This window comes from Streptomyces specialis (genome assembly GCF_001493375.1).
Lineage (GTDB): Bacteria > Actinomycetota > Actinomycetes > Streptomycetales > Streptomycetaceae > Streptomyces > Streptomyces specialis.
In genome coordinates, this window is sequence record NZ_LN929895.1 from 72,988 (window position 1) to 99,129 (window position 26,142).

Here is a 26,142-nt window from a genome sequence, read left to right on the forward strand (position 1 = left end):
GCCTACCTCTGCGGAAGCGTGCCAGATACATGCCAGAACGGCCGGGGAGCAACGGTCAACAGCGGGCATCATGGAGAGGGCTGGGAGCCCAAGTCCCGGCGAGTTCCAACAGGCCAGAGGCCACATGGAGGCAGCCGCACCTGTGATTCCCAAGCTCAGAGCGCGAGTTCGATTCTCGTCGCCGCTCCACGACAAAGCTTCAGGTCAGCGGCCTGGAGCTTGTTTGTTGTCTGGACCTATCCAGACCCCTCGCACCACTTGCGCACCACTGGATGACTGTCCGCAGTGTCCTGGCGGGCCGCCAGCATGCGGGTGTTGAAACCCCGCGCCACTCACCCGGTACCCCTGGAACCGTGAGAGGGAGCAAAGGGCCCGGCGCCGACGACGGGCCGCGTGTGTCTATTGGCCTCCGGTGCGGACCGCCTCCCACAGCGCCGGCCGCCGGAGACTGGCCGACCCTTCGTCCCAGTCCGCGTCGGCGGGCTGGGAGGGCCGACGCCAGTGGCCAGCACGGCCCACGGGGCGGTGTGCCGAGTGCCGTCGCCCGACGCGACTGTCCACGCCGTTCAGCCAGCAGCCGATGGCGTTCGCTGGGCCGCTGGAAGACGAGCGGGAAACACGGGTCACCGTGTGCGTCGAACCGCGCGATCGCTGGGCGCCCTGGGCGTCGGGACGCCCGTCAGGCGACGTTTATCCTTCGAGAGCATCGAGTGCGGCCGCCTCAGTCGTTGTCTGCTCTGGCTTGTCAGCCAGCTCCCATTCGAGGGCACTGATGTCAAAGCCGAATCGGGCGTTTTCCTCCAGAAAAACATCCTCACGGAAGACGAGAACAGGTTTGGGGCCGGGCCCAGAACCCTTCGCTTCTTCCCAGATGGTCCGCACAGGGGAATCACGAAACGCCTTCAATTTTTCGTCACGCTGCTCACCCGCCTCCATCAGCGAGATACCGATGCCGTCCAAAATAAGCTTTTCCATTTCAGTACCGCTGTAGTTGCGGTTGCAGAGCAGCCTCGCCGCCCGCTTCCGTCCCGGGTGGATTGAATCCCAGACTGAGCGAGCGTTCCTCCGCCCCTGGCCAGGCGGGTTACCCCCGAACCCGGTCATCACGGTATTCCAGAGCACAGGACTATAGGAACGCAGAAGGGCTCGCTCACCCAGAACTATCCAGATGTCATCGAGGGTCAGACATCTGACGTCGAAATCCGAAGCAGCAAGATTGGCGACCTCGTTGATGCTTCTACGGTGATCTCTTATTCGGCCGAACAGCTTTCGTTCGGCCATGTTCGGCGGGTCTCCGTAGCTGCTATCGCCAGCCGAAGCTTTCCCAACGTAGATGGGAATATCCCGCCCCTTCAGCCCTTTATAGATGTCGAGATCACCCTTGTAGTAGAGCGCATATAGTCCCGCGCCCGGGAACGGCTTAACTTCATCCAGGGGGACGCGCGGTCGCCCGTCCATCTCCTCCCGGAGATTGCGGCCAAGCAAGTCAAGGCCCAGCGGGTTGAACTGTGGCGATGTCACGCCATCGGGGTTGGGAGCCATGGGCGGGATTCTACTCACCGCCGTAGACGCCGCCCTCGATCCTCGACGTTCGGTCAAGAGGCGGGGCACGCGAGTCGACGGTTGGCTCTTTGGATCATCTCTTCATGTTCGACCCACTCATCCGGAGCCGTGCCGATCGGGTGACGAGGCTCGCACGGCTGATATCACCCGCGCGGCGGCCGCATCGGAGACCTCGTGCTCCCAGACGCGAATGACCGTCCAGCCGGCCTCACGCAGGCGGCGATCCGTCTCCGCGTCCCTGGCCCGATTGCCCTCGATCTTGCTTCGCCAGAACTCGGCGTTCTTGTGTGACTCCCGAAGGTGTTCCGGACAGCCGTGCCAGAAGCAGCCGTCGACAAACACCGCGATCTTGGGCCGAGAAAAGATCAGGTCCGCGGTGCGCCGCAGTTCGGGAAGGGGGCGTGCCGCCACGCGATATCGGAGGCCCTGCTTGTGCAGCAGCGATCGGAGCCTGAGTTCAGGTCGGGTGTCCTTGCTCCGGTTGGCTCGCATCACCGCGCGTACCGACGGCGAGGAAGCCCAGGATCCCCCCGCCGGTGGTTCCTCGGTGAGAAGGCCCTTCTCCCAGGCCATCCTCCAACCCTCGGCGAGGTTCGCGGCCCGGGTCTCGCGCTCGACCTGTCCGAGGTAGCGGGCAGGAGACTTGCCACCGTCGGACCAGCGCAGGTACGCGCGAATGCGTCGCGTCTCGGGAAGGACCTTCAGCTCCACCGACGCCCGGGCGAACCGTCCCTCGCCGAGATCCACAGAGCGCCTGTGGCGACCACCGGCGGCCCGATCCTGTTCCGCCGCGATGGCGGCCCGGGTTCTGCCGGGCCGCCCTTTCCACGCCCGGTCGGGCGGCAGGTCGTGTTTCCAGCCGCTCTGCGCCCTGCTGGTGGGCCCGGTCACCTCTGGCGCTCCTCCGCCTCATCCAGGACGGTGGCGACCGCCTTGGCGAAGACCTCGCCCAGGGCAACGGGCACAGCGTTGCCGAGCTGACGCATCTTCTCCCCTCGCGGCCCCTTGAGTTCCCACGTGTCAGGGAACGTCATGACGCGAGCCGTTTCGCGGACCGTCATGTACCTGTACTTATACCGAACGCCGCCCCGCGCGGCCTTGTCGGCCACCAACTCGTCCAGGAGCATGACCGACTCACCCCCGGGCACACCGTGCACACCGGCCTTGACGGTTTTCGCCGGACGGTCGAGCTCGTTGGGGGTGTGCCCGTCGTAGACGCGAGCACCGGGCCAGCCGATGTGTTCCGTGAACCCGCCGAGCAAGTGCTCGGTACGGTCCAACCACTCATCTGGCACGTCCGGCAGTGGCTTGTTGTCACCGATGCCAGCGATCGCGTCGCGCAGGGTGCGCCAAGGGAGCAGGCCGTCATCCATCGGCATTGTCCTCGGGAGGCGGGCAATGACCCACTCGCGCACATGGTCAGGCACATTCGAGTGCCGCTTCCAGTACTCCCCGTCCTCCTCCATGGAGCGGACGAGGGCGGCCTCGGAGTGTGTCGGCTTCACGAGTTCCTTGAACAGCTCGATGTCGACGCCCAGGTCGCGACGGAACGCGACGATGATCACGCGGTAGCGGATCTGGGGAACCCCGTAGTCGGCGGCGTTCACCGGCATCATGACGATGTCGTACCGCTTCCTGGGATCGTCCGGCACCTTCTCGCGCCGCTCCAACAGGTACTCGTAGTGCCGCTCCCAGTCAGTGCCCTCGGCTCGTTCCTCGAAAGGCAGCTCCAGTTCGCGCTGGATGTAGTCGAAATAGCGGCGGAACGAGGGCCTGAGCAGGCCGCGCACGTTCTCGCAGATCACGGCCTTCGGCTGGATCTGCCGAACGGCCCTGAACATCTGCGGGAACATGTTCCGCTTGTCCTCGTCACCCTTGGCGACGCCACCGAGGCTGAACGGCTGGCAGGGGGGACCGCCGGCGAGCACGTCCACCTGGCCCGCCAGGTAGTCCAAGTCGAGGTCTCGGACATCGCCCGCCACGAGGGGCACCTTCTCGTCGGGCCCGGGGGCTCGGGTCGGCCTCTGGCCGTCGGGCAGTCGCCGAGCCCCATTGGCCTCCAGGGTCTCGCACGCCCGCTTGGCGAACTCGTTGAAGAGCAGGGGACGGAATCCAGCGCGGTGGACGGCCATGGCCAAGCCGCCAGCGCCAGCGAAGAGTTCGACGCCCGTGCGGTCCTTCTTCGATCCTTCTCGCAGTTCGGCCACTTCAAAAGCATACCGCGGAGTTGTCGATAATCAAGCCACCTCGAGCTGAACGTTCGGCCACGAGCACTGGCCACCGATAGGGTTTCCGAGATCAAGTCGACCAAGGGAGCGGGACGAATGACGCCGGTGGTGGGCTCCGAGGACGGGACGCGGTACCACAAGGACTTCACCCTCAGCATCACCAAGGCGCTCGGCGACCAGCTGGCAGCCGCGCTCAAGGGACTCGACAGGGCTCCCCTCACTGAGGAGAACATCGCGCGGCTCAAGGAGAAGCCCGGGGTCTACCAGCTGTACCTGAACGGCGAGTTCGTCTACGTCGGCAAGGCCGACAAGTCCCTGCCGGCCCGCCTCCGCAACCACCTCCGCAAGATCTCGGGACGCCGCAACATCTCCCCAGCCGAGATGGCCTTCTCTTGCCTGTACGTAGCGGAAGACTTCTCCGCCCTCGCCCCGGAACAGCTACTCATCACTCACCACAAGGGCCAGGGCAACATCCCCTGGAACAACAACGGCTTCGGCAACAAGGACCCCGGCCGCCAGCGCGACCACACGATCCCGAATCGCTTCGACGTGAAGTTCCCCATCGACCTGGACCGGCCGGTCGAAGGGCTGTCTCCCGGCGAAACGACGCTGCGCGAACTCCTGGAGACGATCAAGGTCGGCCTCCCATACAACTTCAGGTATGGGACGTCGGAGGAGTTCAAGACCCGGAGCGTCCACGTTCCGGCGGCCGGCTTGACGGCCGATCAGGTCTTTCGGCTGGTCTCCGCGGAGACGCCAGCCAAGTGGCAGATCACCGCCCTCATGGGCTACGTGATCATGTACGACGACAGCCCCAGCACATACAGGAGCGCGTGGCGGTACTACCGCGACGGCCAGATGATAAGCGCCCAGCCAGAGGCGGAGCTGGCAGGGAGCGTCGCGATCGATCCACCGACGCTGGACCACTGAGTAGACCGAATAGGGACACAGCCCCTCAGGGCGGGGTGACCTACGCGTCCGCGGGCGACGCGTCATATCCGGTGACAAGGCTGTCACCAGGAGCCGCCGTCGTACACAGCGATGGCGACCGGCACGCCGTTGTCGGCCGGACAGACGACGCAATCCGAGACCTGCCGCGGAGCGGTTCGCTGTGTTCCAGCGAACGCCGTGTGGTCGCGGTTCTGGCCGCGTCACCCCGTCCAGGTCATCCGAGCGAAGTCACCCCGAACGCTCCGCCGCAGGTCAGTATGCGCGCGGCCCGACCGGGACTCCCCGTACGGACAGATGGAAAGCAGTCGAGGCTTCGCCCGCACAGTCACACACCGTGGCGCACGTCATCCCCATCAACGACCCACGAGCGACGGCAACTCAAGGAACACGGAAGACGGAGCAGGAACCCGTGGCAGGGAAGGAAGGAACGATCCGCATCGTGGCGCGGCTCGCCGACCACACGCATCGGTACGGAAGTGGCCCGGGTCATTGACCGCGGCCTCCCCCATTTTCCAAGCCCGTCATACGGGTCACATACGAAGGTGGCGGGAGGCCGCCAGGCAGGAGGAAAGCCAGGTCGCCTCCGCACGGTTGATGATCAGGTCGGCGACGGTGATCATCCCGTCGATCTGACCGTCAACCCGTATCGAGTGATCGCCGACGCGGAACATCTCCCAGTCGGCGTCGCTGTGCCAGAGCCGCGCGGTCTTCTCGCCCCGGTGTTGAGCGAAGACAAGTTCCTCACCATATTCGTTCTGGAAGTAGCCGACGTAGTCCTCGGCCGTGATCACACCACCGCACAAACTGGCCAGGAGGGACTCGATCTCCGAAAAGGTGTGGGTCATCGGACGGCTCCTAGTTCGGGTCGGAGGGGTCGGAATGCTGTCGTGTCGAGGAGAAGGCCAGCATCCGCTCCGCCGAATCCAACAGACCCTCGTAAGTGATCACTTCTATGCGTACCGCATGGGCGTTATAGGTCCGCAGCGTTTCCGCGATCTCCTGTCTTGTGACGCCCCCATTCACATACCGAGGGTGACCGATAACGACTGTTGCCGAGACCCTGCGAGTGTCCACGCCGTAATCCGCGAGGATCGAATGGCGGTTCTCATCCATGATCCTCAGGTAGTTCTGCGCCTGGGAGACCGCATGATGTGCCGGGGCACCCGGCATGAGGTGGCCGCTGCGTCGGATGACCAGATCGTTGATGTTGGCGCGCTTGAGTTCCACCACGTGCAGGGAGCCATCGCCGCGTAGCAGCGGGATGTCCAGGATCGCGTCTGGGGTGTACTGCCGACGGGCCAGCTCGGCCACGTAAGCTCCTCCAAAAATCCACTCCTGATTCTTTAGACAGGCATGAAGGGCACTCTCGGAGCTTTTCGAGTCCTCCACCGCAGCACGCAAGGCCGCGAGGCCGACTCGCCTGGCCTGCATTTCGAGCAGTTGGGCCAGCAGTCCGGCGTCGATGTCCGCCAGGACATCACTCATCATCCGGGCCGCCTCGGGGGAAGCTGGCCGAGGCAAGCTCCGGAGAACGATCTCCATGTGTCCGAACTGTTGCAGACGTCTCACTTCCTTGGTGGATAGCTGGATCCCGCCCTCGCCGCTTCCGAGTCCCAAATGGTCCCCAGACTGGGCGATGCCACGAAAGAGATCACGGGCGTCGCCGGCGGTCGCATCAGGCTGGTCTCGGCACAGCACGTCCAAGGCAGCGGCGGCTCGGTCGGCTCCCATGGCGACCATCCTCCGCATTTGCTCCTCGCTGCGCTGCCGTGCCTTTTCGTCGTAATAGTTTTCCAGGATCTCGAGGAACAGGTCACCCCGAGCGTAACCGGCAAAGTGCTGAAAGCGCCGGGCGAGACCTATGTCCTCCCGCAGAAGGGCCTCTTGGGCAACGTCTTCCAAGGCGTCCACCAGGCGTCTACCTTTGCCATATGTCCCACCAAAGCCGCCCATGACGCTGAGCACCGCGTCGATACGCTCCCGCACCGTCACCTGCTCAGTGAGGTCCCGTGTCGCCTCGACCATGCGCCAGAGCGTGAAACCCGAACGATATCTCGCCATGCGGGTCATCTTAGAAGTGGGCACAGACAACCGCGCTTGCCGAAGTTCGAGCACCCCAGGCCGACGGAAAGAGCATGCCCGTCAGCAGGGCGGCGGCAGTCGCCAAGGCTCCCGAGGGCTCACAGATGACCACGGACCGCGCGAACGCGCCCCAACCGCACCAGATCGAGCGGGGAACAGCGAGGAATCACGGTGAAACGAAGCGATGTCCGCGAAGCGGTAGCCCAACGATCCGCCCAGGTCAGCGCCCGAACCGGCCTCATACGATCGCAGCTTCCCAAGCTCAGAGCGCGAGTTCGATTCTCGTCGCCCGCTCCGCAGTGAAGGCCCAGGTCGGTGGCCTGGGCCTTGTTTGTTGGGGGTGCTCGGTTCCTCGTTGGTTTGGGGGGCGTGGCTGTCTGGGGGGGGCCTCGTCATGTGGCGTTTTCGCGTAGGAATGTCTCGAGGTGGGCGGTGAAGTTCGGGGCCGACGGGACGAAGTGGCCGGCGCCTGGGTGGGTGGTGCGTTGGGCGTCGAGGGTGTTCGCGAGGGCGTCGCAGATTCGCTCCAGGGCGGGGGCGTGGTTTCCGGAGGCGACGAGGGTCGGGACGGCGGCGTCGCGGATGGCGGTGAGTTGTGGGCGCGCCTCGCTGGCCGGTCGGCCGCCGTGGGCCCGGCGGACTCCGGCGATCACGCTTGCGGGGAGCGGGCCGTCGTCGATGGGCGCGCCCGCGATGTGGAGGAACTCGCGCAGTTCGGTCGGGTCCGTGTCCATGCCGTGGGTGAGGACCGCGTCGCCGATGTGCGCGAGCCGGGCGACCTCGGGGTCGTCGGGGACCAGGTAGGTGAGCGGTGGTTCGATCAACGTGAGGGAGCGCACGCTGCCCGGCGCGGCAGCGGTCGCGATCAACGCTCCGAGGACGCCGTAGGAGTGGGCGACGACGTGCGGGCGGCCGGCGAGCAGCGGTGCCAGGTCCCGGGCGTCCACCTCGAAGTCCTGGCGCTCCCGCGGTGGTGGGCTCGGCGGGTAGCCCCGGCGATGGACGTATGCCAGGGTCCAGCGGTCGGCCAGCGGAGCGAGAGCGCCCCACGTCGTCCGCGGGCCGGCGCCGCCGTGCACCAGCAGGATCTCCGGCCCGGAGCCGTCGCGCACCACCACGATCTCGCCCACGGAGGCGAGCATAGCGGCGTACGGTGAGCGCGACTCCGGGCGAATGGTGGCGAAATCCTGGTACGCGCCCTGGTGTCCCCTCTGTTGGTCGCAGCGGGGTCAGCCAACTGTTCTCGCGTGCGGAGTGGCCGCTGAGCACACATTCGCCGCTTCGGCCATCGGGTTTCGGGTCCGCGTCGCGTTGTCGTCGCTTCGTGCGTTCGTGAGCCGTTTCATCGGTGAGCCGTCCGGTCCCTGAGCCGTGTGGGTCGCTGTCCCGGGGTGGTCGCTGAGGTGGCCGCTTCGATCAGGGCTTGGACGACGCGCAGGATCAGGGCCGGGTGGCACCGCGACGTGACCGAGCGCCTGATCCCCGGGGCCGTCCCCGGATGGCCCGCGCGGGGTGCGGCGGGTCCGGGGGTGAGCCACGATCGACGTGCCGCGGCGATCAGGTGCCGGGGTCGGGGCGGCCTCGGGCCGCGCGGGAGAGGTGGAGCCTGGCATGAGGACGATGCTCATCGCGGAGTTCGACACGGACAAGGCGAACGAGGCCATCAGGGATCAGACCATGGCCCGGGTCATGGGCGGCACTCTGGAGAAACTGAAGCCGGAGGCCGCCTTCTTCGGGTCCAAGGACGGCGCGCGCACCGGTTTTCTGGTCTTCGACCTGGACGAGCCGGCCAGGATTCCCGAGGTCTGCGAACCGCTCTTCCAGGAACTCGGGGCGAAGATCACCATGTTGCCGGTGATGACGTTCGACGACGTCAAGGCGGGGCTTCAACGGTACGCGGCAGGCTGAGACTCCGCCGTTCCTCCGCCGTGTGGTGGGCGAGGGTGGTCGTGGCGCGGTGGTGCCCCCGGTCAGCCGACGAGGGCCAGGAGTTGCTTCGTGTGGCCGGGGAGTTCCGCTTCCGCGAGGCCGGTGAGGAGGGCTCGGAGGGGAACGGGCCGGTCGAGCACGGCTGTCGCGTGGGACAGCAGCAAGGTGGGCACGGGGGTGTCGAGTTCGGGTTCGGTCAGCATCGGGCCGGTGAGGGCGCACAGGGCGTCCGCCTGGAGGCGGAGGCGGTTCCGTAGTCCCGCGTTGTCGCCGGCCAGGGCGATGACGCGTTCGATGGTCCAGGTGTCGTGCGTCGACCGGTTGTCGTACGTCGCGTTGGCTCCCGACGCGACGGTCGAGACGGCGGCGAGAGTGGTGGCGGTGACGAGGGTGACGTGCGCCAGGATCTGGTCGGCGTTCCACTCGCCGGGTGGTGGGACGGGGGGTGTGCCGGCGGCGGCCACGGTGGCCGCGGCGTCGATCAGGGCGCGGTAGGCGTCCCGGAGGGGCGTGCTGTCCATCAGGCTCCTACTTCCCGCCGTCGTGCGCGCGGTACATCTCCCATGGCGCCTGCGGGAGCACCTCGCCCGTTTCGAGCAGCGATTTGAGGTTCGCCAGCACGGCCGGCCATCCGTGGGAAATGCCGTTCAGCATCGCCTCGTTGGGCAGGTTCTCGTGGGTCACGGTGAGGCGGACGATGTCGTGGTGCGGCTCGATGACGAAGGTGACCAGCGAGGGTTCGCGCCGCGACGCGGTGTCGGGGGCGTCGTCGAAGGTGATGACCAGGCGTGTCGGGGGCTCGGTCTCGATCACCCGGCCGACGACGTCGACGACGTCCGATCCGTCGACGCGTCGGTGCTCCCAGGGTGAACCGGGCTGCCAGTCCGAGACGTTGGCGTGTCCCCAGTAGCGCGCGGTCAGGTCCGCGTCCGTCAGGGCCCGCCAGACCTGCTCCGCGCTCGCGCGGATGTAGGTGACGTAGACGTAGGTCGGCACGGTGGTGGGTTCGTCGGTCATGGCGTACTCCTCTGCCTGTCTCTTGATGGCGCTGATCGCTCGGAGGCGGGGCTTGTCGAATCCCGAGATCCAGCGCTCCTCGATCTCGTGGAGCGGCGCTGGGTTGAGGTAGTGGAGCCGTTCCCGTCCGCGTCGCACGACGGTCACCAGACGCGCCCGCTCCAGGACTTCGAGGTGCTGGGTCGCCGACTGGCGGGTCATGTCGAGGCGTTCGCACAGCTCGCGCAGCGTCTGGCCGTTCCGCTCGCGCAGGCGGTCGAGCAGGTGCCGTCGGGTGGGGTCGGCCAGCGCTTTGAAGACCGGGTCCATCGCTCTCGCTTCGAGGCTCACGGACCGATTATGCAGGTAATCACCTGCATATTGTCAATGGCGTCACCGACGATCATTCCGGTAACGGATTGGCAACCCGGCGTACAGGTCCGATCACCACATCGATACTCTTGACCCGCGTCGCGCACAGAAGGTGCGCAGAGCCGCCACATCCGAGGAGAATTCGTTGAGGAAGCCTGTCCGTGCCGTCGTCGCGGCCGTTGCCGCGGCGTGTGCCGTCGTACTGATACCGGTCCAGTCCGAGGCCGCCGAGTACAGCTCGGCGTTGAAGATCCGCGGAGTCCAGTACGACGCGCCCGGCCGGGACTCCAACAGTTGCTCCTCCGGCAACACCGACGAGGAGTACGTGACGATCAAGAACTACTCGTCGACGACGACCGTCAACCTGCGGAACTACGTCATCAAGGACGCCGCCGGCAACCGCTTCGTCTTCCGCGCCGACCACTATCTCCAGCCCGGGGACTACGTGAAGCTGCGCGGCGGCAACGGAACGGACTCAGACAAGAACAACGTGGTCTACCGCGACAACTGCAACTTCCTCTGGAACAACGACCGCGACACGATCTACCTGTACAAGCCCTCCGGCAGCCCGGCGGATTCCCACTCCTACACCAGGAGCGGATCCGACGCCGACGGCAACGGCTACGTGAGCTTCCACGGCTGAGCCGCGTCCCGCGGCTCCGGTGCGGGTCAGGAACGCGGTCGGCGGGGCTCTTCGCCCCGGGCCGCGTTCTTCTCCTTGACGCGCGCCGCTTCCTTCCGGACCTCGGCCTGGGTGGCGCGTTCCCGCCGCAGCCACTCGGGGAGTTCGCGCTTCAGCGCGTCGATCTGCTCCGTGGTGAGGGCCTCGGTGATCCCGCCCCGTGCGAGACCCGCGATGGAGACGCCCAGCTTCGCCGCGACCACCGGCCGGGGATGCGGACCCTCGCGCCGCAACTCCACCAGCCACTCGGGGGGATCGGCCTGGAGCGCGCTCAACTCCTCGCGCGAGACGACGCCCTCCTGGAACTCGGCGGGAGTGGCCTGGAGGTAGACACCCAGCTTCTTCGCCGCGGTGGCGGGCTTCATCGTCTGGGAGGCGTGGTGCGACGTCATGGGGTCAAGGGTAACGAGCGTGTGCGCCGCCTTTCGACCACGACCGGATAGCCTGGCACGGTGACAGGCTCGGAAGCAGCTCCTTCGTTCCGCCTCGCGTACGTTCCGGGCGTGACGCCGGCCAAGTGGGTGCGGATCTGGAACGAGCGGCTGCCCGAGGTCCCGTTGTCCCTCGTTCCGGTGGCCGCCGCCGAGGCGTCCGGCCTGTTGCGGGGCGGCGGTGCCGACGCCGGCTTCCTGCGGCTGCCGACCGACCGGACGGACCTCAGCGCGATTCCCCTGTACACGGAGACGACGGTGGTCGTGGTCCCCAAGGACCACGTGGTGGCGGCGGTCGACGAGGTGACGGCCGCCGAACTCGCCGACGAAATCGTGCTGCACCCCCTCGACGACACCCTCGCGTGGGAGCGCCCGCCGGGGCGGCCGGCGAACGAGCGTCCCGCCACGACGGCCGACGCCGTCGAACTGGTGGCGGCCGGCGTGGGATTGCTCGTCGTCCCGCAGTCACTCGCTCGCCTGTACCACCGCAAGGACCTGACCTACCGGCCGCTTTCGGACGTCCCCGAGTCGCGCGTCGCGCTGTCGTGGCGGGAGGACCGCACCACGGAGTGGGTGGAGGACTTCATCGGGATCGTCCGGGGGCGGACGATCAACAGCTCGCGCGGGCGCCCGACTCCGCCCCAGCCGAAGCGCAAGCGCCCCGACACCGGCGATGCACGGCGGACCCCCACGGCCGGGAAGCCGACCGGCACATCGGCCGGGAAGTCAGCCGGAAAGTCCGCCGGGAAAAAGCCGCGCGGCGGTTCCGGCGGCGGCGGCGCCAAGGGCGGCGGGCGCGGCAAGCCCCGCCGCCGGGGGCGCTGAGCGGAGATCCGCCGACGCCCCACGACGCGATGCGCGCCTTTGAGGAGGTGGCCCGTCCGGGGGCCTGTGGTACGGGCGGCTGCGCGAAGTCGCTTTGTCCCTCGCTCGGGTGGCCGCCGCCGAGGCGTCCGGCCTGCCGCGTTCCTCCTCCGTTTCTCCTCCGCGTCGTCCCCGAAGGACGGAACGCGGACCCGGCTCCCGCCCGGGGCAGGCGTTGTCACGGAGTGGTGGGACGCGTCCTGCCGAGGAGGTAGCCGGTGAGGATCGCGGCGGCCGGGGCCAGGGGGACCAGGGCCCAGGTGACGCCGTGGGCGTCTTCCGTCCAGCCTTCCCAGCAGTCCGAGAAGTTGTCGAAGAACAGCTCGAACGCGCCTTTCGCCCCATCGGTCGCCTCCGAACCGAGCACGGCGGTGGCGAACGTCTCGCCCAGCAGCATCGCGACCAGCGCCATGGCACCGGCGAACCAGTAGGTCCCGGCCTGGCCCGGGGCCAGCCTGGCGGCGGGCAGGCCGATCAGGGCGCCCATCGCGGCGGCGAGCCAGGTGAGTTGCGGGATGTCCAACTCGGGGTCGCCCGACTCGATCGCGTCCTCGGCCAGTGATTCGAAGTCCACGACCAGGCCCGTGAGGAAGCCGTACAGGAGCAGGACCGCCACCGCGACGGCGGCGGTCAGCGCGATGGCCGCGCCCGGCTGGGAGCGGCGGGCGGGCGGCGGCATGGGCATGGGCATGCCCGCCCAGCCGCCGGGCGCCGGATAGCCGTAGTGTCCCGGTCCCGGTGGTGGCGGCTGCGGCTGCCAGGGCTGGCTCATGAATCCCCCGAGGTTCGCGGCGATATCGCTGTCTGCGCCGGGCTCATCCGCTGTACACCACGGCGCAGAGGAGAACCGTGTCGTTGTCCACGGTCCACCAGTAGTAGCTGTTCTGGTCGCCCGACGACTGGCGGCATTCGTAGCCCTGGACCTCCGCGGGGGCGGAGTAGACGCCGGTGACGTTGTAGGTCTGGCTGTACGGCGCGGGAACGCTCTGCGCGCAGTCCACCCAGCTCATGAGATTGGCGGTGCCGTCCGCCATGCCCAGGAAGCACTGGCCGACCTCGAACTGCCGGGTGACGCACAGGGCTACGGTCTCCAGACCGGAGCTGTAGGAGAGGTACGAACGGCCCGCGTCCACGGGGCAGTCACTCGTCGTGTCGGAGGTCTGGGACACCCACACACCGGCGCCGTCGTCGTCGCAGGGAACGATCTCGGGGGTGGAACTGACCCAATCGGTCTCCGAGATCATCCAGTTGTTGAGGCAATCACCCGCGCTGACCGCCCGGTAGAGGTCCAGGGTCGGGTCGTACGGCGTGGTGGGCGAGGGAGTTGGCGTCGGCATGGGGGGGGGGGTCGCCCCGCCGGATCCGCCGGACGCGCCCGCGTCACCGAAGCCGCCGGATCCGCCGGAGGTCAGGCCGTCCGGGTCGGGGATGCCGCCGAGGCCGCCGTCGTCCCCGAGCCCCGGGCCGGTGGGCAGGGGCGCGGCGGCCGTGCCGCCGCCCCTGGTGTCGGCGCCGGTCGCCTTCGCGAGGCCGAAGGAGAGACCGACGATCACCGCTATGACCAGCAGCAGGATGCCGAGGCGCTGCCCGTCGCCGCCGTTCCTGACCGGGCCCGGCGCGGGCGCGGGACCCGCGCCTGGCCAGCCGTGTATACCGCTCATCGTTCCCCCGTACCGTTTGCTCGGGCCAGGCTAGCAACCCGGTGGGGCGGGCGGCACGAACGGGGAAGCTCCCGGGGGGACTTGCGGAACACGTAACCCACTGGTTACGTTTTGGTCCATGGACGGGTCCCTGGACGAGCTGAGCGATGTCGCCGGCGCGCTGGCGGATCCGGTGCGGCGGGAGATCCTGGCCATGCTGCGCCACACCCCGCTGGCGGCGGGGGAGATCGCCCGCGCGTTCCCGGTCAGCCGTCCCGCCGTCAGCCGGCATCTGCGCGTGCTGCGGGAGAGCGGGCTCGTTCGTGACGAGCCTGCCGGAAGGCAGCGGCTGTACACGCTCGTTCCGTCCGGGATCACCCGACTCGCCGCGTGGCTGGGCCAGTTCGATGCGCCGCCCGGCTGGGAGCAGCGTCTCGACGCCCTGGGGACCGAGGTGCGCCGCGCCCGTCGCGACCGGACGGCGGCCCCGCGCGCGGTGGATCACGACAGCGAGGAGCGATCGGCATGAACCCCACTCCCACGGGCCGCCTGGTGCGTACCGCCGAGGGCTACGACCTGGTGCTGACCCGCACCTACCGCGCGCCGCTCGCCGACGTATGGGCGAGCGTCACCGAACCCGAGCGCACGGCGCGGTGGTTCGGCGCGTGGCGCGGTGACGCGGCGCCCGGGCGCGTGATCGAGGTCCAGTTGGCGTTCGAGGATGACGCCCCATGGTGCGAGATGCGCGTCGACGCCTGTGAGCCGCCCCGCCGTCTGGCCGTCTCGATGCGCGACGAGGCGGGGTACTGGCCGATGGAGCTGCTGCTGAGCGAGTCGGGCGGCGCGACGGAACTCCGGCTCGTGCACCACCGGCCGGCCGGCGAGGGACTCGGTGACATCGGCCCCGGCTGGGAGTTCTACCTGGACATGCTGACCGCCGCCCGTGAGGGCGCCGAGCCGCCCCGTTTCGGCGACTACTACCCGGCGCAGAAGGCGTACTTCGAGGCGCTGCCCGCCGAGGGGGCCGGGAGATCGTGAGCCCGGCGGTGAACGCCGGTCGCGGGCGGCCCGGTTCGCACCCGTGTCCGTATACGGTGGAGATGATCGTCGTACGTCACGAGGCGGGGGGCCTGTCATGGCGCTGTTCGGGAACGCGCACAGTATCGATCCGGGGTCGGCGCAGCAGCAGTACGCGCGCCTGCTGGGGCAGGGGGAGCAGGTCTACGCCGCATACCTGCTGATCCGGGACACCATCCTCTTCACCGACCGGCGGCTGATCCTCATCGACAAGCAGGGCATCACGGGGAAGAAGGTCGAGTACCACTCGATCCCCTACCGGAGCATCACGCACTTCGCGGTGGAGACGGCCGGGACGTTCGATCTCGACGCCGAGTTGAAGATCTGGATCTCGGGGACCTCGGCGCCGGTGGAGAAGACGTTCACCAAGGGCGTCGACATCTACGAAGTGCAGGCGATCCTCACGCAGTTCGTGGCGAGGTAACCGGCCCGTGTCGGTCCTTCCTCCCGCCGGGGGCATGATCGTCTGTGGTGACGACGCGCTGGCCGCACGGCTCGCCGGGGAGTTGCACGGCGTGTACCGGGAACGGGTCACGCTGGTCGTGCCGTCCGCCCGGGAGTCCGAGGGGGTGGCGGGGCGCGTCCGCGCGTCCGCGCTGCTCGGCCGGATCTCCGCCGCGATGAACCGGCCCGCCGGCGTCACCGATCCCTGGTCCAGTGGCGAAGTCGTGCTGCCGATACGGGAGATGGCCGCCCCGGAACCCACCGAGGAGGTGCTGCGGCAGGCCGGTGCGGAACGGGCCACCGCGCTGGCTCTCGTCTACAACGACGACGAGACCAACGTCCGCGGCGCGTTGGCCGCCCGGCGGCTCAATCCCCGGCTGCGGCTGGTGATCCGGCTCTACAACCGGAAGCTGGGCCAGCACCTGGCCGAACTCCTCGACCAGGCCGCCGCGGTGGGCGGCTCGGTGCGGGACGCGTCCACGACCGTGCTCTCCGACGCGGACACGGCGGCGCCCGCGCTGGCCGCGACCGCCGTCGCCGGGACCAGCAAGGTCCTGCACGCGGACGGCCTGATGCTGCGGGCCGTGGAGCGCCCGCCCTCCGGGGACGGGGAGGCCGCCGAGCCGGGGCTGTGCACGCTGGCGTTGCTCTCGTCCACCGTCAACGACCCGGCGGGCACGGAGGGTTCGGACCGCAGCGGCCCACAGGGCCCGTTGCTGCTGCCGGACGACGACGCGGTGGCGGCGGCCACCGGGCGGGGCGCGCTGGTGCTCCAGACCGTGACGCACGCCGTGCCGCGCTCGGCGCGTGGCCTGTCGGGACGGGGGGCGCCGCTCGGACGGTTCTTCTCACGGCGGTTGCGCTGGGCGGTGTTCGGGGTGATCGCCGCCGTGTTCGGGCTGGCGGTCGCGTCGTGGTGGATCACGGGGGACGAGCCGCTGCACGTGACCTATGTGACGCTGCTCGACCTGTTCGCCATCAACGACCCGGCCGTCGGGGAGTCCACGTCCCGGCAGGTGCTGCAACTGCTGTCGGGGCTGGTCGGGTTGGCGTTGCTGCCGCTGCTGGTGGCGGGCGCGCTGGAGGCGCTGGGCGCGTTCCGGGCGGCGTCGGCGCTGCGCCGGCCGCCGCGCGGGCTCTCCGGCCATGTCGTGCTGCTGGGCCTGGGGAAGATCGGCACGCGGGTGCTGGACCGGCTGCGGGAGTTGGGCATTCCGGTGGTGTGCGTGGAGAGCGATCCGGAGGCGCGGGGCCTGCCGCTGGCCCGGCGGCTGCGGGTGCCGGTGGTGCTCGGCGACGTGACGCAGGAGGGCGTGCTGGAGGCCGCCAAGGTCGGCCGCGCGCACGCGCTGCTGGCGGTCACCAGCTCCGACACCACCAACCTGGAGGCCGCGCTGTACGCCCGCACGGTCAACCCCGAACTGCGGGTGTCGCTGCGGCTGTACGACGACGACTTCGCCACCGCCGTCTACCGCACCCTGCGGACCGCGCACCCGGCGGCCAGGACCCGGAGCCGCAGCGTCTCCAGCCTCGCCGCCCCCGCGTTCGCGGGAGCGATGATGGGACGTCAGATCCTGGGCGCCATACCGGTGGAGCGCAAGGTGCTGCTCTTCGCCCGCCTCCAGGTCGCCGGACACCCGGAGTTCGAGGGGAAGACGGTCACCGAGGCGTGCCGACCGGGGGCTTGGCGCGTGATCGCGCTGGACACGGCCGGGGCGGGCGACAGTCCGAGCGGGCTGATGTGGCACCTGCACCCCGGCTATGTGCTGGGGCCCGACGACCAGGTGGTCATCGTGGCCACCCGGCGCGGCCTGGCCGAGCTGCTGACGTGACCGCCGACGGGTGCGCGGGCCGAACCGCCGGGTGACGCCCGCCGGGCGGTGCGCTCTGCCCTCAGCCGATCTGCCGCGGGCCGATACGACGGATGCGCCGGGGTGACCGGGCCGAGACTCGGAAGGGAGCGGCGAGGGCCGCCGCTCCCGGAAGAGGGAGGTTTCCCATGGCGCTGCTCACCACCGGCCGGGGTCCGGCCGCGATGCCGCGGGCCGAGGAGGGCGACACGCCCCCCACGCGGTTCGACGACCACCTGGCCACGGAGTTGCTCCGGCAGCGGATCGTGTTCCTCGGGACGCAGGTCGACGAGGTGTCCGCCAACCGGATCTGCGCCCAACTGCTCCTGCTGTCTGCGGAGGACCCGCGGGCCGACATCGCCCTGTGCGTCAACTCCCCCGGCGGATCGGTCACGGCCGGGCTGGCGATCTACGACACGATGCGGCTGATCCCGAACGACGTCTCGACGCTCGCGATGGGATTCGCCGCCAGCATGGGCCAGTTCCTGCTGACCGTCGGCACGAAGGGCAAGCGGTACGCGCTGCCGAACGCGCGGATCATGATGCACCAGCCGTCGGCCGGCATCGGGGGAAGCACCGCGGACATCGCGATCCAGGCGGAGAACCTGGCGTACATGAAGCAGTCCATTGAGCGGATCACCGCCGAACACACCGGTCAGAGCGAGGAGACGATCTCGCGCGACGGCGACCGCGACCGGTGGTTCACGGCGAAGGAGGCGAAGGAGTACGGCATGGTCGATCACGTCGTCCAGTCGCTCGCCGACATCCGCCCGGCCGGTGGCTCGCAGCGACGGATGGGGTTCTGACATGGGCCAGTACACGATCCCGACGGTCCTGGAGCGGACCCCGAACGGCGAACGGGCCTACGACGTCTACAGCAGGCTGCTGTCCGAACGGGTCATCTTCCTCGGCACCGAGATCGACGACGGCGTCGCGAACGTCGTCATCGCGCAGTTGATCCACCTGGAGGCGTCGAACCCGGACCGCGAGATCGGGATCTACATCAACTCACCGGGCGGCTCGTTCACTTCGCTGATGGCGATCTACGACACGATGCGGTACGTCGCCGCGCCGATCTCGACCATCTGCGTCGGGCAGGCGGCCTCGACGGCGGCGGTGCTGCTGGCCGGGGGCGATCCCGGGCGGCGCGTCGTCCTGGAACACGCCAGGGTGCTGCTCGGGCAGCCGGCGAGCCCGGGCCACCGGGGGACGGTCTCCGATCTCAGCCTCCAGGCCAAGGAGATGCTGCGCATCCGCGCCCAGGTGGAGGAGGTCCTCGCCCGGCACACCCCGCACGATGTCGCCACCCTGCGCGCGGACATGGACCGCGACAAGGTCTTCACCGCGCCGGAGGCCGTGGCGTACGGACTGGCCGACCACGTGCTCACCCGGCGGGTGCCGGCCGCCTGAGCCGGCGGGGCTCAGGCGGCGAGCAGCATCGCCTTCGCCTCGGGAGCGGTGGAGCGGGTCGTCCTGGCCGGCCTCGGGTGCGCCACGGGGCCGGTCAACTCGCTGTGGGCTCGGGCCAGCAGGTCGGCCAGGCGGAGGCCGAGGGCGCGGGCCGCCGCGGCGAGGACCTCGGAGGACGCCTCCTTCCGCCCGCGTTCCAGCTCGGAGAGGTAGGGCATCGAGATGCGGGCCGCGTCGGCCACGTCCTTGAGGGTGCGCTCCTGGGCGAGGCGCTCACGGCGCAGGACGTCACCGACGAGGTGCCGCCACAGGGGCTCTTTCGGCTCCGCCGCCTTGGCGGGGCGCAGCGGGATGACACGGGCGTGGTCCGGCGCGTGGTTGCTCACCCCTTCAGCGTAGAAGCGCCGGGCCCCGCCGCCACGCGGGCGGGGTCCGCCCTCCGCGAAATCGCGCGGCCGGACACCCCGGTGCCCTCCGCCGCACCGGCCGGACGGCGGGTGGTACAAGAAAGCTGATCATTCGCGCGAGTCCCGCAACTCCTCGTCCGTCACAGGCGTCTGGGACCGGAGGGCACCGTGGTGTCCTCGTCCGCGCACAGCCGACTGGAAGGACGCCTCCGATGCCCGCCCTTGACCGGATCGTGATACGTGGCGGGGTCGCCGCCCTGCCGCTGCTGCTCGCCGCCGCGCTGCTGACCGGCTGCTCGGACGACGCCGACTGCGACAACCGGGCGGCGGCCCCGGAGGGGGCCGCCGACGAGGTGGCCCCGGTGGCGGCGCCGGAGCGGATCAGCGGGGGTTCCGGTGGCAGGAGCGGCGGTTCGGGGGGCCGGAGCGGCGGTTCGTCCACTCGGTCGGGCGGCACGTCCTCGGTTTACACCGGGAGCGGCGACTGCGACGACTGAGCGGACGGGCGGCGGGAGGGGCGTTGTCGCCTCGGTGTGAGGTTTTCCATCGTCTCCGGCCTCTTGTAGGAACCGGAGGCATGGGTCACTCTGTCGCTGGCAACGCGGAGCGCACTACTACGCGCGTAAACCCGCATTGTCATGCGCATGCGCTCCCCCACATCCCCCCACACCCAACGACAAGGACCCCCTCGATGCGAGGTTCACGCCGCTCCGGGCGAAGACTCGCGGGAACGGGCGCCGTCAGCGCCGCCGTTCTCGCGATCAGTCTGTTCTCCGCGCTCCCCTCGGGCGCCGCGCAGCAGCCGGAGGGCCGGATCCAGAACGCGGGCGCGTCCGGCGCGATAGCCGGCAGCTACATCGTGATGCTGGACGAGAGCGACGTCCGGGCCGGCACGGGCGCGGGCCGCGACCTCGCCGAGGAGTACGGCGCGGACATCACCGAGACGTACACGGAGGCGCTCAACGGGTACGCCGTCGAGCTGTCGGAGCGGCAGGCCAGGCGGCTCGCCGCCGATCCGTCGGTCGAATCCGTCGTCCAGAACCGGACGTTCACCATCGACGCGGCCCAACCGGCCCCGCCCTCCTGGGGCCTCGACCGGATCGACCAGCGGGCGCTGCCGCTCAACCAGTCCTACAGCTACCCCGACACGGCCGGGCGGGGCGTCACGGCGTACATCATCGACAGCGGAGTCCGCGTCTCCCACCGCGACTTCGGCGGCCGGGCCAGGAACGGCTACGACGCCGTCGACGACGACAACGTCGCCCAGGACGGCAACGGCCACGGCACGCACGTCGCGGCCACGGTGGCGGGCACCTCGTACGGCGTGGCGAAACGGGCCGACATCGTCGCCGTCCGGGTGCTGGACGACTCCGGCTCCGGCACCACCGCGCAGGTCGTCGCGGGCATCGACTGGGTGACGCGAAATGCGGTGAAGCCGGCCGTCGCCAACATGAGCCTGGGCGGCGGCATCGACAGCGCCCTCGACACGGCCGTCCGCAACTCGATCGCGTCCGGCGTCACTTACGTGGTGGCCGCGGGCAACGAGAACGCCAACGCGTCCGGTTACTCCCCGGCACGCGTCACCGAGGCCATCACCGTCGGGGCCACCACCAGCACCGACGCCCGGTCCGGCTACTCCAACTACGGGAGCGTCCTGGACCTGTTCGCGCCGGGCTCGAACATCGTCTCGGCGTGGAACAGCGGCGACACCGCGACCCGCGTGCTGTCGGGCACCTCGATGGCCGGCCCGCATGTCACCGGAGCCGCCGCGCTGTACCTGGCAGGCAACCCGGCCGCGACGCCCGCCGCCGTCAGCGCCGCGCTGAAGAACGGCGCGACGACCGGCGTCGTCACCGACCCGGGAACCGGCTCCCCCAACCGCCTGCTGGCCACCGGCGCGGGTTCCGCGCCGACCAACGCCACCGATGTCGCGATCCGCGACCACGCCACGGCGGAGTCCCGGATCACCGTCACCGGCGTGTCCGGCAGAGCCCCCGCCGCCCTGGGCGTGCCGGTCGACATCGAGCACACCTACAGCGGTGACCTGCGCGTCCAGCTCGTCGCGCCCGACGGCACCGCTTATCTCCTCAAGGACTACGGCGTCGGCGGCAGCACCGATCACGTGCTCCGCACCTACACGGTCAACGCGTCGAGCGAGGCGGCCAACGGCACCTGGCGGCTGCGGGTCACCGACAACTCCTCGATGGACACCGGGAAGATCGACTCCTGGGGCTTGCGGTTCTGACCGGACCGCTCCCCCGGGACCACGGCCGGCGCCGGTCCCCGGGCCACCACACCGGCCCGGAACCGCCGGCGCGGACCATCCATCCGCACCTGGACGACGAAGGGTTCCCCACCATGAAGTTCCGTTCCGTCCTTACCTCGTTCGCCCTCGCCTGCGCCGCGCTCCTCGCGGTGCCGGGTGCCGGGGCGGCGACCGCCTCGGCGGCCGACGTCACCCCGTACGCCACCAAGATCAGCCACGCGCAGGCCACCAGCATGTTCCGCGAGGTCGGCATCACCTGGTCGTCCTCCGGCGGCTGTTCGGACCGCTACAACTCCACGTGCACGTCCTTCGAGCAGCTCAACCTCGCCAGCGCGCAGGGCGCGCAGACCCTGAAGCGGGCCAGCGGCTGCGCCCTGAACATCACCGGCGGCACCGAGACCGGGCACGCCAGCGGCACCTACAGCCACTGGAACGGCTACAAGCTGGACTACGCGCTCGGCACCTGTATCAACTCCTATGTGACCAACAACTTCACCTACATCGGGCTGCGCGGCGACGGTGCCCCGCAGTACCGGTCGGGTTCGGGCAACATCTACGCCCGCGAGAGCAACCACTGGGACGTCCTCTACTACAACTGCGGCGGCTGCTGAGCCGTCCGGTGATCTGCCGTCCGGCCGCCGGGAGTTGTCACCGGCGGCCGGTGCGGTCCCGGACCCGCGCACGGAGTGCGGGCGCCCGGCGCTGGAGGTGGCGGGGACGCCGCTGATCCGGCCCCCGATGGGAGGGCCGGACGGGCCGCCGGTGGCGAAAAATCTGCTGCCGGGCACCCTGACGGCGGCACGCGCCGGGACGAACCGGCGCCCGGGGCGGACATCCGGCCCGCGCCGCCCCGGGGGGCGCTCATCGGCTGCGAGAGCGGCGGCGACCCGCGGTTCACCGAGCCGTTCGGCCCGGCCGCGGCCATGCTTCACAACGGCGCCGAGCTGGTCACCACCGCGCCCTGGACGCTGCCGACGAACCTGGCGTTCCACCGGTACGGCGGTGTCGCCGCGACCGAACGTCCGCCGGCCGGGGCGGTCGTCGCCGTGGACGCCGCGCACGACGGCGAGGACCCGGTCGCCGCGCTGTGCGGCCGGCAGCGCGACCGCCTGGCGGACTGGCGGAACGGGCGCGGGGTCGCCCACTCGCCACCGCTCCGGGCGGCGGTGGCCACGGTCGGCGCGTAGCCTCGGCGAGAGAGGTACGAAAAGGTACGAACGGGAGGAAATAGCCCATGGGTACGCGTTCGGACACGCCGTCCCGCGCCGGGGAACTGCTGCGCGGCGCCGCCGCCGGGGCGGCGGGGGCCGCCGCGCTCAACCTCGTGACCTACCTCGACATGGCGACCCGCGGCAGGCCCGCCAGCCGGACGCCCGAGGAGACGGTGGAGAGGCTGTCGTCGGTGACGCACGTCCCCGTGCCGGGCGAGGGCGCGACGCGGAGCAACCGCGTCTCCGCGCTGGGCGCGCTGACCGGGCTGATGGTCGGGGTGGGGGTCGGCGCGGCGCTCGGCGCGGTCCGCACCGGACCGGTGCGGACCGGCCTGGCCGCCGGGCTCGGCGCCATGGCCGGCAGCAACGGCCCGATGGCGGCGCTGGGCGTGACGGACCCCCGCGCGTGGAGCCGCGAGGACTGGCTCAGCGACGCCGTGCCGCACGCCGCCTACGGCGCGGTGACGGCGGGCGTGCTGCACGGGCTGCGGCGCGGCCAGTCGGCCTAGCGCCGCTTTCGCCCCGGTCCGTCCGGACGCAGGGTGGGGACAGGGTGGGGACGAGGACGCGCGGCGCGGCCGGACCGGCGCGCGCCGCGACGATGCGACGGGAGCCCCCATGGAACCGATCGAGCCCACCCGGCCGGTGCCGCCGGCCGACCTTCCGCCGCCCGTCGTCCGCCGCCCCCCGGAACGGGCGGTGGACACGGCGGCCCTGGAGCGGGCCCTGCGCGAACGGGTCGGCGGCGAGGTGCGGTTCGACGCCGGGACGCGGTCGGTGTACGCGACCGACGCGTCCAACTACCGGCAGGTGCCCATCGGTGTGGTGCTGCCCCGCACCCCGGAGGACGCCGAGGAGGCCGTGGCGGTGTGCCGCGCGCACGGCGCGCCGCTGCTGTCGCGCGGCGGCGGCACCAGCCTGGCCGGGCAGGCGTGCAACGCGGCCGTGGTGCTGGACTGGAGCAAGTACTGCGACCGGCTGCTCTCCGTCGATCCCGAACGGCGGCTGTGCGTCGTGGAGCCGGGCATCGTGCTGGACGACCTCAACCGCCGGCTCGCCCCGCACGGCCTGCACTTCGGGCCCCGGCCCGCCACCCACGCCAACTGCACGCTGGGCGGCATGATCGGCAACAACTCCTGTGGTTCCACGGCCCAGATGTACGGCAAGGTCGTGGACAACGTCCGGCGTCTGGAGGTGCTGACCTACGACGGACTGCGGATGTGGGTCGGCGAGACCACCGACGAGGAGCTGGCCAGGCTGACGTCGGGCGAGGGCCGCCGGGCCGCGATCTACCGCCATCTGGTGGAGATCCGGGCCCGCTACGGCGATCTGGTGCGCGAACGCTACCCGCGCATCCCGCGCCGCGTCTCCGGTTACAACCTCGACTCGCTGCTGCCCGAACACGGCTTCGACGTCGCCGGACTGCTCGTCGGCTCCGAGTCCACGCTGGTCACCGTGCTCCGCGCGGAGCTGGAACTGGCGCCCGCGCCCCGGCACATCGCGCTGGTGGTGCTCGGCTACCGGGACATCGCCACCGCCGCCGACCACGTCCCGGCCGTGCTGCGGCACGAGCCGTACGCGCTGGAGGGGATCGACGAACGGCTGGTGGACGCGCAGCGCCGCAAGCACCTCAACCCGGAAGCCGTCCGGGAACTCCCGGACGGCGGCGCCTGGTTGATGGTGCAGTTCGCCGGTGACTCGCGCGAGGAGGTCGCCGCCAGGGCACGGGCGCTCATCGACGCCAAGCCCGAGGACGTGGGCCACTCCTGGTACGACGACCCGCGCCGCCAGGAGGAGATGTGGCTGGTCCGCGAGTCGGCGCTGGCGTCCACCGCGCACGTGCCCGGTGAGCCCGATACCTGGGAGGGCTGGGAGGACGTCGCGATCGACCCGGCCCGGCTGGGCGGCTATCTGCGCGATCTCCAGGCGCTGTACCGGGAGTTCGACTACGACCACCCGTCCGTCTACGGCCACTTCGGGCAGGGCTGCGTGCACACCCGCATCCCGTTCGACCTGGAGTCCGCCGACGGTGTCGCCGACATGCGGGAGTTCGTGGAACGGGCGGCCGATCTCGCGGTCTCCTACGGCGGTTCGCTGTCGGGCGAGCACGGCGACGGGCAGTCGCGCGCCGAGTTGCTGGACAAGATGTACGGGCCGGAGCTGATCGAGGCGTTCGGCCGGCTCAAGGCCGTCTTCGACCCGGCCGACCGGATGAACCCGGGCAAGCTCGTCGCGCCCTTCCGGCTGGACGACAAGCTGCGGCTCGGCGGGGACTACGACCCGTGGGAGCCGGCGACGGTGTTCGCGTTCCCGCACGACGACGGCTCGTATCGCCGGGCGGCGGCCCGCTGCATCGGCGTCGGCAAGTGCCGTTCCCTCCAGGGCGGGGTGATGTGCCCCAGCTTCCGCGCCACCCGCGAGGAGGAGCACTCCACGCGCGGCCGGGCCCATCTGCTGTTCGAGATGGTGCGCGACGGCTCCCCCGTGGACGACGGCTGGCGCTCGACGGAGGTCCTGGACGCCCTCGATCTGTGCCTGGCCTGCAAGGGCTGCAAGACGGACTGCCCGGTCAATGTCGACATGGCCACGTACAAGGCCGAGTTCCTCCACCACTACTACGCGGGACGGCCGCGCCCGCGCGCCCACTACGCGATGGGCTGGCTGCCGGTCGTGGCGCGGCTGGCCGCGCGGGCGCCGCGCGCCGTCAACGCCCTCGCGGCGGTCCCGTCACTGGCCCGCGCCGGGAAGGCCCTCGCGGGGGTGGCGCCGCAACGGGAGCTGCCGGTCTTCGCGGAGCAGCGGTTCACCTCGTGGTGGCGGGCGCGCGGCCCGCGCGGCGGCGCACAAGACGCACACGGTGAACGCGGCACTGTCGTGCTGTGGCCCGACACGTTCACCGACCACTTCCACCCTGCGGTCGGCCGGGCGGCCGTGGAGGTGCTGGAGGCGGCCGGGTTCCGGGTCACGGTGCCGCGCGAGGCGGTGTGCTGCGGGCTGACCTGGATCTCCACCGGCCAACTGAACGTCGCCCGGCGGGTGTTGCGCCGGACACTGGACGTGCTGCGGGAGGATCTGCGGCGCGGCACGCCGGTCGTCGGCCTGGAGCCGAGCTGTACGGCGGTGTTCCGCTCCGACGCCGCCGAACTGTGGCCGGACGACCCCGACGTGCGCAGGCTGCGCGACCAGACCCGCACCCTGGCCGAGCTGTTGGCCGAACGCGCCCCCGACTGGCAGCCCCCGGCCGTGGACGCGCGGGCCGTCGTGCAGCGCCACTGCCACCAGTACGCCGTGATGGGCTTCGACGCCGACCGCGCGCTGCTGGAACGGGCCGGGGTCACGGCCGAGGTGCTGGACGCCGGTTGCTGCGGCCTGGCGGGCAACTTCGGCTTCGAGACCGGCCATTACGAGGTGTCCATGGCCTGCGCCGAGGCCGGGCTGCTGCCCGCCGTCCGGGCCGCCGACCCCGGAACGCTGGTCCTGGCGGACGGGTTCAGTTGCCGCACCCAGGTGGAGCAGGCCCACACCGGCCGCACCCCGCTGCACCTGGCCGAGGTGCTCGCCGCCGGGCTGCGCGGCCGGGACGTCCGCGAGGCGCCCGAGCGCCCCCGCGCCGTACCGGCCGGGCACCGCGCGCTGCTGGCACCGGCGCTGGCGGCGGGCGCGGCGGCGCTGGCGTTCGAAGCGGTCAGGAGGCGGCGCTGACCCCCGGCGCGGCGGCGAGCAGCCGGGTCCTCGTCCT

The 26,142-nt window shown here is 70.4% G+C and carries 28 protein-coding genes; 16 read left to right on the forward strand and 12 right to left on the reverse strand.

Going from position 1 to position 26,142, the window contains the following annotated elements; genetic code table 11:
• Positions 1-690 precede the first annotated feature (690 nt).
• The 3 genes from BN2279_RS27760 to BN2279_RS15040 form a co-directional block, all read right to left on the reverse strand.
• A complete protein-coding gene (locus BN2279_RS27760) occupies positions 691-1,542 on the reverse strand; it encodes an Eco29kI family restriction endonuclease (protein ID WP_079032181.1) in 852 nt (283 codons plus the stop codon).
• Positions 1,543-1,659: 117 nt separating this feature from the next.
• Complete coding sequence (locus BN2279_RS31200) at positions 1,660-2,454, reverse strand: very short patch repair endonuclease (protein ID WP_059009833.1); 795 nt, start codon at positions 2,452-2,454, stop codon at positions 1,660-1,662.
• Positions 2,451-3,770, reverse strand: a complete 1,320-nt coding sequence (locus BN2279_RS15040) for a DNA cytosine methyltransferase (RefSeq protein ID WP_059009835.1) — start codon at positions 3,768-3,770, stop codon at positions 2,451-2,453. Before BN2279_RS15040 ends, BN2279_RS31200 begins: the two co-directional genes overlap by 4 nt.
• Positions 3,771-3,887: 117 nt before the next feature.
• Here BN2279_RS15040 and BN2279_RS15045 point away from each other — a divergent pair, with 117 nt between their 5' ends.
• The gene (locus BN2279_RS15045) at positions 3,888-4,721 is read left to right on the forward strand and encodes a GIY-YIG nuclease family protein (RefSeq protein WP_059009837.1); all 834 of its coding nucleotides are present in this window, start codon (positions 3,888-3,890) and stop codon (positions 4,719-4,721) included.
• 551 nt (positions 4,722-5,272) lie between these two features.
• Here the strand turns inward: BN2279_RS15045 and BN2279_RS15050 are convergent.
• The 3 genes from BN2279_RS15050 to BN2279_RS15060 all read right to left on the reverse strand — a co-directional run bounded on the left by BN2279_RS15050 (position 5,273) and on the right by BN2279_RS15060 (position 7,954).
• A complete protein-coding gene (locus BN2279_RS15050; RefSeq protein WP_059009839.1) occupies positions 5,273-5,587 on the reverse strand; it encodes a hypothetical protein in 315 nt (104 codons plus the stop codon).
• 10 nt (positions 5,588-5,597) lie between these two features.
• Positions 5,598-6,767 carry a Shedu anti-phage system protein SduA domain-containing protein gene (locus BN2279_RS15055; RefSeq protein ID WP_234347873.1) on the reverse strand — a complete coding sequence of 390 codons (1,170 nt, stop codon included), beginning with the start codon at positions 6,765-6,767 and terminating at the stop codon, positions 5,598-5,600.
• A 449-nt stretch (positions 6,768-7,216) separates the two neighbouring features.
• The gene (locus tag BN2279_RS15060; protein ID WP_199827731.1) at positions 7,217-7,954 is read right to left on the reverse strand and encodes an alpha/beta fold hydrolase; all 738 of its coding nucleotides are present in this window, start codon (positions 7,952-7,954) and stop codon (positions 7,217-7,219) included.
• Positions 7,955-8,435: 481 nt separating this feature from the next.
• On the opposite strand from BN2279_RS15060, the gene BN2279_RS15065 reads away from it, so the two are divergent.
• On the forward strand, positions 8,436-8,732 hold the full coding sequence (locus BN2279_RS15065) for a DUF3303 family protein (RefSeq protein WP_059009845.1): 297 nt from the start codon (positions 8,436-8,438) through the stop codon (positions 8,730-8,732).
• 62 nt (positions 8,733-8,794) lie between these two features.
• On the opposite strand, the gene BN2279_RS15070 is transcribed toward BN2279_RS15065, so the two are convergent.
• Together BN2279_RS15070 and BN2279_RS15075 are read right to left on the reverse strand one after the other, a co-directional pair.
• Entirely contained in the window at positions 8,795-9,274 is a 480-nt protein-coding gene (locus BN2279_RS15070; protein WP_234347874.1) for a hypothetical protein, read from the reverse strand.
• Between the two features lie 7 nt (positions 9,275-9,281).
• On the reverse strand, positions 9,282-10,079 hold the full coding sequence (locus BN2279_RS15075) for an ArsR/SmtB family transcription factor (RefSeq protein ID WP_059009848.1): 798 nt from the start codon (positions 10,077-10,079) through the stop codon (positions 9,282-9,284).
• 187 nt (positions 10,080-10,266) lie between these two features.
• Between BN2279_RS15075 and BN2279_RS15080 the strand changes: the two genes are divergently transcribed.
• Positions 10,267-10,764: a lamin tail domain-containing protein gene (locus BN2279_RS15080; protein ID WP_059009850.1), complete on the forward strand. Its 498-nt coding sequence runs from the start codon at positions 10,267-10,269 to the stop codon at positions 10,762-10,764.
• A gap of 26 nt (positions 10,765-10,790) precedes the next feature.
• On the opposite strand, the gene BN2279_RS15085 is transcribed toward BN2279_RS15080, so the two are convergent.
• Positions 10,791-11,195 (reverse strand): DUF5997 family protein, encoded by a 405-nt coding sequence (locus BN2279_RS15085; RefSeq protein WP_059009852.1) that lies wholly within the window; start codon positions 11,193-11,195, stop codon positions 10,791-10,793.
• A gap of 60 nt (positions 11,196-11,255) precedes the next feature.
• Here BN2279_RS15085 and BN2279_RS15090 point away from each other — a divergent pair, with 60 nt between their 5' ends.
• Positions 11,256-12,059: a LysR substrate-binding domain-containing protein gene (locus tag BN2279_RS15090; protein WP_059009855.1), complete on the forward strand. Its 804-nt coding sequence runs from the start codon at positions 11,256-11,258 to the stop codon at positions 12,057-12,059.
• A gap of 217 nt (positions 12,060-12,276) precedes the next feature.
• Here BN2279_RS15090 and BN2279_RS15095 read toward each other — a convergent pair whose 3' ends face one another.
• Entirely contained in the window at positions 12,277-12,870 is a 594-nt protein-coding gene (locus BN2279_RS15095; RefSeq protein ID WP_159037226.1) for a hypothetical protein, read from the reverse strand.
• Between the two features lie 43 nt (positions 12,871-12,913).
• On the reverse strand, positions 12,914-13,759 hold the full coding sequence (locus BN2279_RS15100) for an LppU/SCO3897 family protein (protein WP_059009858.1): 846 nt from the start codon (positions 13,757-13,759) through the stop codon (positions 12,914-12,916).
• Between the two features lie 118 nt (positions 13,760-13,877).
• Between BN2279_RS15100 and BN2279_RS15105 the strand changes: the two genes are divergently transcribed.
• The 6 genes from BN2279_RS15105 (at position 13,878) to BN2279_RS15130 (ending at position 18,519) form a co-directional block, all read left to right on the forward strand.
• A complete protein-coding gene (locus BN2279_RS15105; protein WP_199827732.1) occupies positions 13,878-14,267 on the forward strand; it encodes an ArsR/SmtB family transcription factor in 390 nt (129 codons plus the stop codon).
• Positions 14,264-14,776 carry an SRPBCC family protein gene (locus BN2279_RS15110; RefSeq protein WP_059009860.1) on the forward strand — a complete coding sequence of 171 codons (513 nt, stop codon included), beginning with the start codon at positions 14,264-14,266 and terminating at the stop codon, positions 14,774-14,776. The genes BN2279_RS15105 and BN2279_RS15110 overlap by 4 nt, the downstream gene beginning before the upstream one ends.
• A 97-nt stretch (positions 14,777-14,873) precedes the next feature.
• Positions 14,874-15,239 carry a PH domain-containing protein gene (locus tag BN2279_RS15115; protein ID WP_059009862.1) on the forward strand — a complete coding sequence of 122 codons (366 nt, stop codon included), beginning with the start codon at positions 14,874-14,876 and terminating at the stop codon, positions 15,237-15,239.
• 34 nt (positions 15,240-15,273) lie between these two features.
• Positions 15,274-17,091 carry an NAD-binding protein gene (locus BN2279_RS15120; protein WP_059010849.1) on the forward strand — a complete coding sequence of 606 codons (1,818 nt, stop codon included), beginning with the start codon at positions 15,274-15,276 and terminating at the stop codon, positions 17,089-17,091.
• Between the two features lie 167 nt (positions 17,092-17,258).
• A complete protein-coding gene (locus tag BN2279_RS15125; protein ID WP_059009864.1) occupies positions 17,259-17,915 on the forward strand; it encodes a ClpP family protease in 657 nt (218 codons plus the stop codon).
• A gap of 1 nt (position 17,916) precedes the next feature.
• The gene (locus tag BN2279_RS15130) at positions 17,917-18,519 is read left to right on the forward strand and encodes a ClpP family protease (RefSeq protein WP_059009866.1); all 603 of its coding nucleotides are present in this window, start codon (positions 17,917-17,919) and stop codon (positions 18,517-18,519) included.
• A gap of 11 nt (positions 18,520-18,530) precedes the next feature.
• On the opposite strand, the gene BN2279_RS15135 is transcribed toward BN2279_RS15130, so the two are convergent.
• Positions 18,531-18,905 (reverse strand): helix-turn-helix domain-containing protein, encoded by a 375-nt coding sequence (locus BN2279_RS15135; protein ID WP_059009868.1) that lies wholly within the window; start codon positions 18,903-18,905, stop codon positions 18,531-18,533.
• 233 nt (positions 18,906-19,138) lie between these two features.
• Between BN2279_RS15135 and BN2279_RS29915 the strand changes: the two genes are divergently transcribed.
• From BN2279_RS29915 to BN2279_RS15165, 6 genes are all read left to right on the forward strand, one after another.
• On the forward strand, positions 19,139-19,423 hold the full coding sequence (locus tag BN2279_RS29915) for a hypothetical protein (RefSeq protein ID WP_059009869.1): 285 nt from the start codon (positions 19,139-19,141) through the stop codon (positions 19,421-19,423).
• Between the two features lie 194 nt (positions 19,424-19,617).
• The gene (locus tag BN2279_RS15145) at positions 19,618-21,171 is read left to right on the forward strand and encodes a S8 family peptidase (RefSeq protein ID WP_059009871.1); all 1,554 of its coding nucleotides are present in this window, start codon (positions 19,618-19,620) and stop codon (positions 21,169-21,171) included.
• Positions 21,172-21,284: 113 nt separating this feature from the next.
• On the forward strand, positions 21,285-21,803 hold the full coding sequence (locus BN2279_RS15150) for a hypothetical protein (RefSeq protein WP_059009873.1): 519 nt from the start codon (positions 21,285-21,287) through the stop codon (positions 21,801-21,803).
• Positions 21,804-22,115: 312 nt separating this feature from the next.
• Positions 22,116-22,379: a hypothetical protein gene (locus BN2279_RS15155; RefSeq protein ID WP_059009875.1), complete on the forward strand. Its 264-nt coding sequence runs from the start codon at positions 22,116-22,118 to the stop codon at positions 22,377-22,379.
• Between the two features lie 47 nt (positions 22,380-22,426).
• On the forward strand, positions 22,427-22,912 hold the full coding sequence (locus BN2279_RS15160) for a hypothetical protein (RefSeq protein WP_059009877.1): 486 nt from the start codon (positions 22,427-22,429) through the stop codon (positions 22,910-22,912).
• A 109-nt stretch (positions 22,913-23,021) separates the two neighbouring features.
• A complete protein-coding gene (locus BN2279_RS15165; RefSeq protein WP_079032182.1) occupies positions 23,022-26,105 on the forward strand; it encodes an FAD-binding and (Fe-S)-binding domain-containing protein in 3,084 nt (1,027 codons plus the stop codon).
• Positions 26,106-26,142: the final 37 nt, after the last annotated feature.

What these genes read in the sequence shown, in the direction of transcription:
- BN2279_RS27760 (WP_079032181.1), bottom strand. Translation starts at nt 1,542, where the DNA reads ATGGCTCCCAACCCCGATGGCGTGACATCGCCACAGTTCAACCCGCTG.
- BN2279_RS15145 (WP_059009871.1), top strand. Translation starts at nt 19,618, where the DNA reads ATGCGAGGTTCACGCCGCTCCGGGCGAAGACTCGCGGGAACGGGCGCC.
- BN2279_RS15065 (WP_059009845.1), top strand. Translation starts at nt 8,436, where the DNA reads ATGAGGACGATGCTCATCGCGGAGTTCGACACGGACAAGGCGAACGAG.
- BN2279_RS15050 (WP_059009839.1), bottom strand. Translation starts at nt 5,587, where the DNA reads ATGACCCACACCTTTTCGGAGATCGAGTCCCTCCTGGCCAGTTTGTGC.
- BN2279_RS15165 (WP_079032182.1), top strand. Translation starts at nt 23,022, where the DNA reads ATGGAACCGATCGAGCCCACCCGGCCGGTGCCGCCGGCCGACCTTCCG.
- BN2279_RS15075 (WP_059009848.1), bottom strand. Translation starts at nt 10,079, where the DNA reads ATGGACCCGGTCTTCAAAGCGCTGGCCGACCCCACCCGACGGCACCTG.
- BN2279_RS15120 (WP_059010849.1), top strand. Translation starts at nt 15,274, where the DNA reads ATGATCGTCTGTGGTGACGACGCGCTGGCCGCACGGCTCGCCGGGGAG.
- BN2279_RS15045 (WP_059009837.1), top strand. Translation starts at nt 3,888, where the DNA reads ATGACGCCGGTGGTGGGCTCCGAGGACGGGACGCGGTACCACAAGGAC.
- BN2279_RS15150 (WP_059009873.1), top strand. Translation starts at nt 21,285, where the DNA reads ATGAAGTTCCGTTCCGTCCTTACCTCGTTCGCCCTCGCCTGCGCCGCG.
- BN2279_RS15125 (WP_059009864.1), top strand. Translation starts at nt 17,259, where the DNA reads ATGGCGCTGCTCACCACCGGCCGGGGTCCGGCCGCGATGCCGCGGGCC.
- BN2279_RS15115 (WP_059009862.1), top strand. Translation starts at nt 14,874, where the DNA reads ATGGCGCTGTTCGGGAACGCGCACAGTATCGATCCGGGGTCGGCGCAG.
- BN2279_RS15155 (WP_059009875.1), top strand. Translation starts at nt 22,116, where the DNA reads ATGCTTCACAACGGCGCCGAGCTGGTCACCACCGCGCCCTGGACGCTG.
- BN2279_RS29915 (WP_059009869.1), top strand. Translation starts at nt 19,139, where the DNA reads ATGCCCGCCCTTGACCGGATCGTGATACGTGGCGGGGTCGCCGCCCTG.
- BN2279_RS15160 (WP_059009877.1), top strand. Translation starts at nt 22,427, where the DNA reads ATGGGTACGCGTTCGGACACGCCGTCCCGCGCCGGGGAACTGCTGCGC.
- BN2279_RS15070 (WP_234347874.1), bottom strand. Translation starts at nt 9,274, where the DNA reads ATGGACAGCACGCCCCTCCGGGACGCCTACCGCGCCCTGATCGACGCC.
- BN2279_RS15055 (WP_234347873.1), bottom strand. Translation starts at nt 6,767, where the DNA reads ATGGTCGAGGCGACACGGGACCTCACTGAGCAGGTGACGGTGCGGGAG.
- BN2279_RS15105 (WP_199827732.1), top strand. Translation starts at nt 13,878, where the DNA reads ATGGACGGGTCCCTGGACGAGCTGAGCGATGTCGCCGGCGCGCTGGCG.
- BN2279_RS15100 (WP_059009858.1), bottom strand. Translation starts at nt 13,759, where the DNA reads ATGAGCGGTATACACGGCTGGCCAGGCGCGGGTCCCGCGCCCGCGCCG.
- BN2279_RS15130 (WP_059009866.1), top strand. Translation starts at nt 17,917, where the DNA reads ATGGGCCAGTACACGATCCCGACGGTCCTGGAGCGGACCCCGAACGGC.
- BN2279_RS15110 (WP_059009860.1), top strand. Translation starts at nt 14,264, where the DNA reads ATGAACCCCACTCCCACGGGCCGCCTGGTGCGTACCGCCGAGGGCTAC.
- BN2279_RS15095 (WP_159037226.1), bottom strand. Translation starts at nt 12,870, where the DNA reads ATGAGCCAGCCCTGGCAGCCGCAGCCGCCACCACCGGGACCGGGACAC.
- BN2279_RS15085 (WP_059009852.1), bottom strand. Translation starts at nt 11,195, where the DNA reads ATGACGTCGCACCACGCCTCCCAGACGATGAAGCCCGCCACCGCGGCG.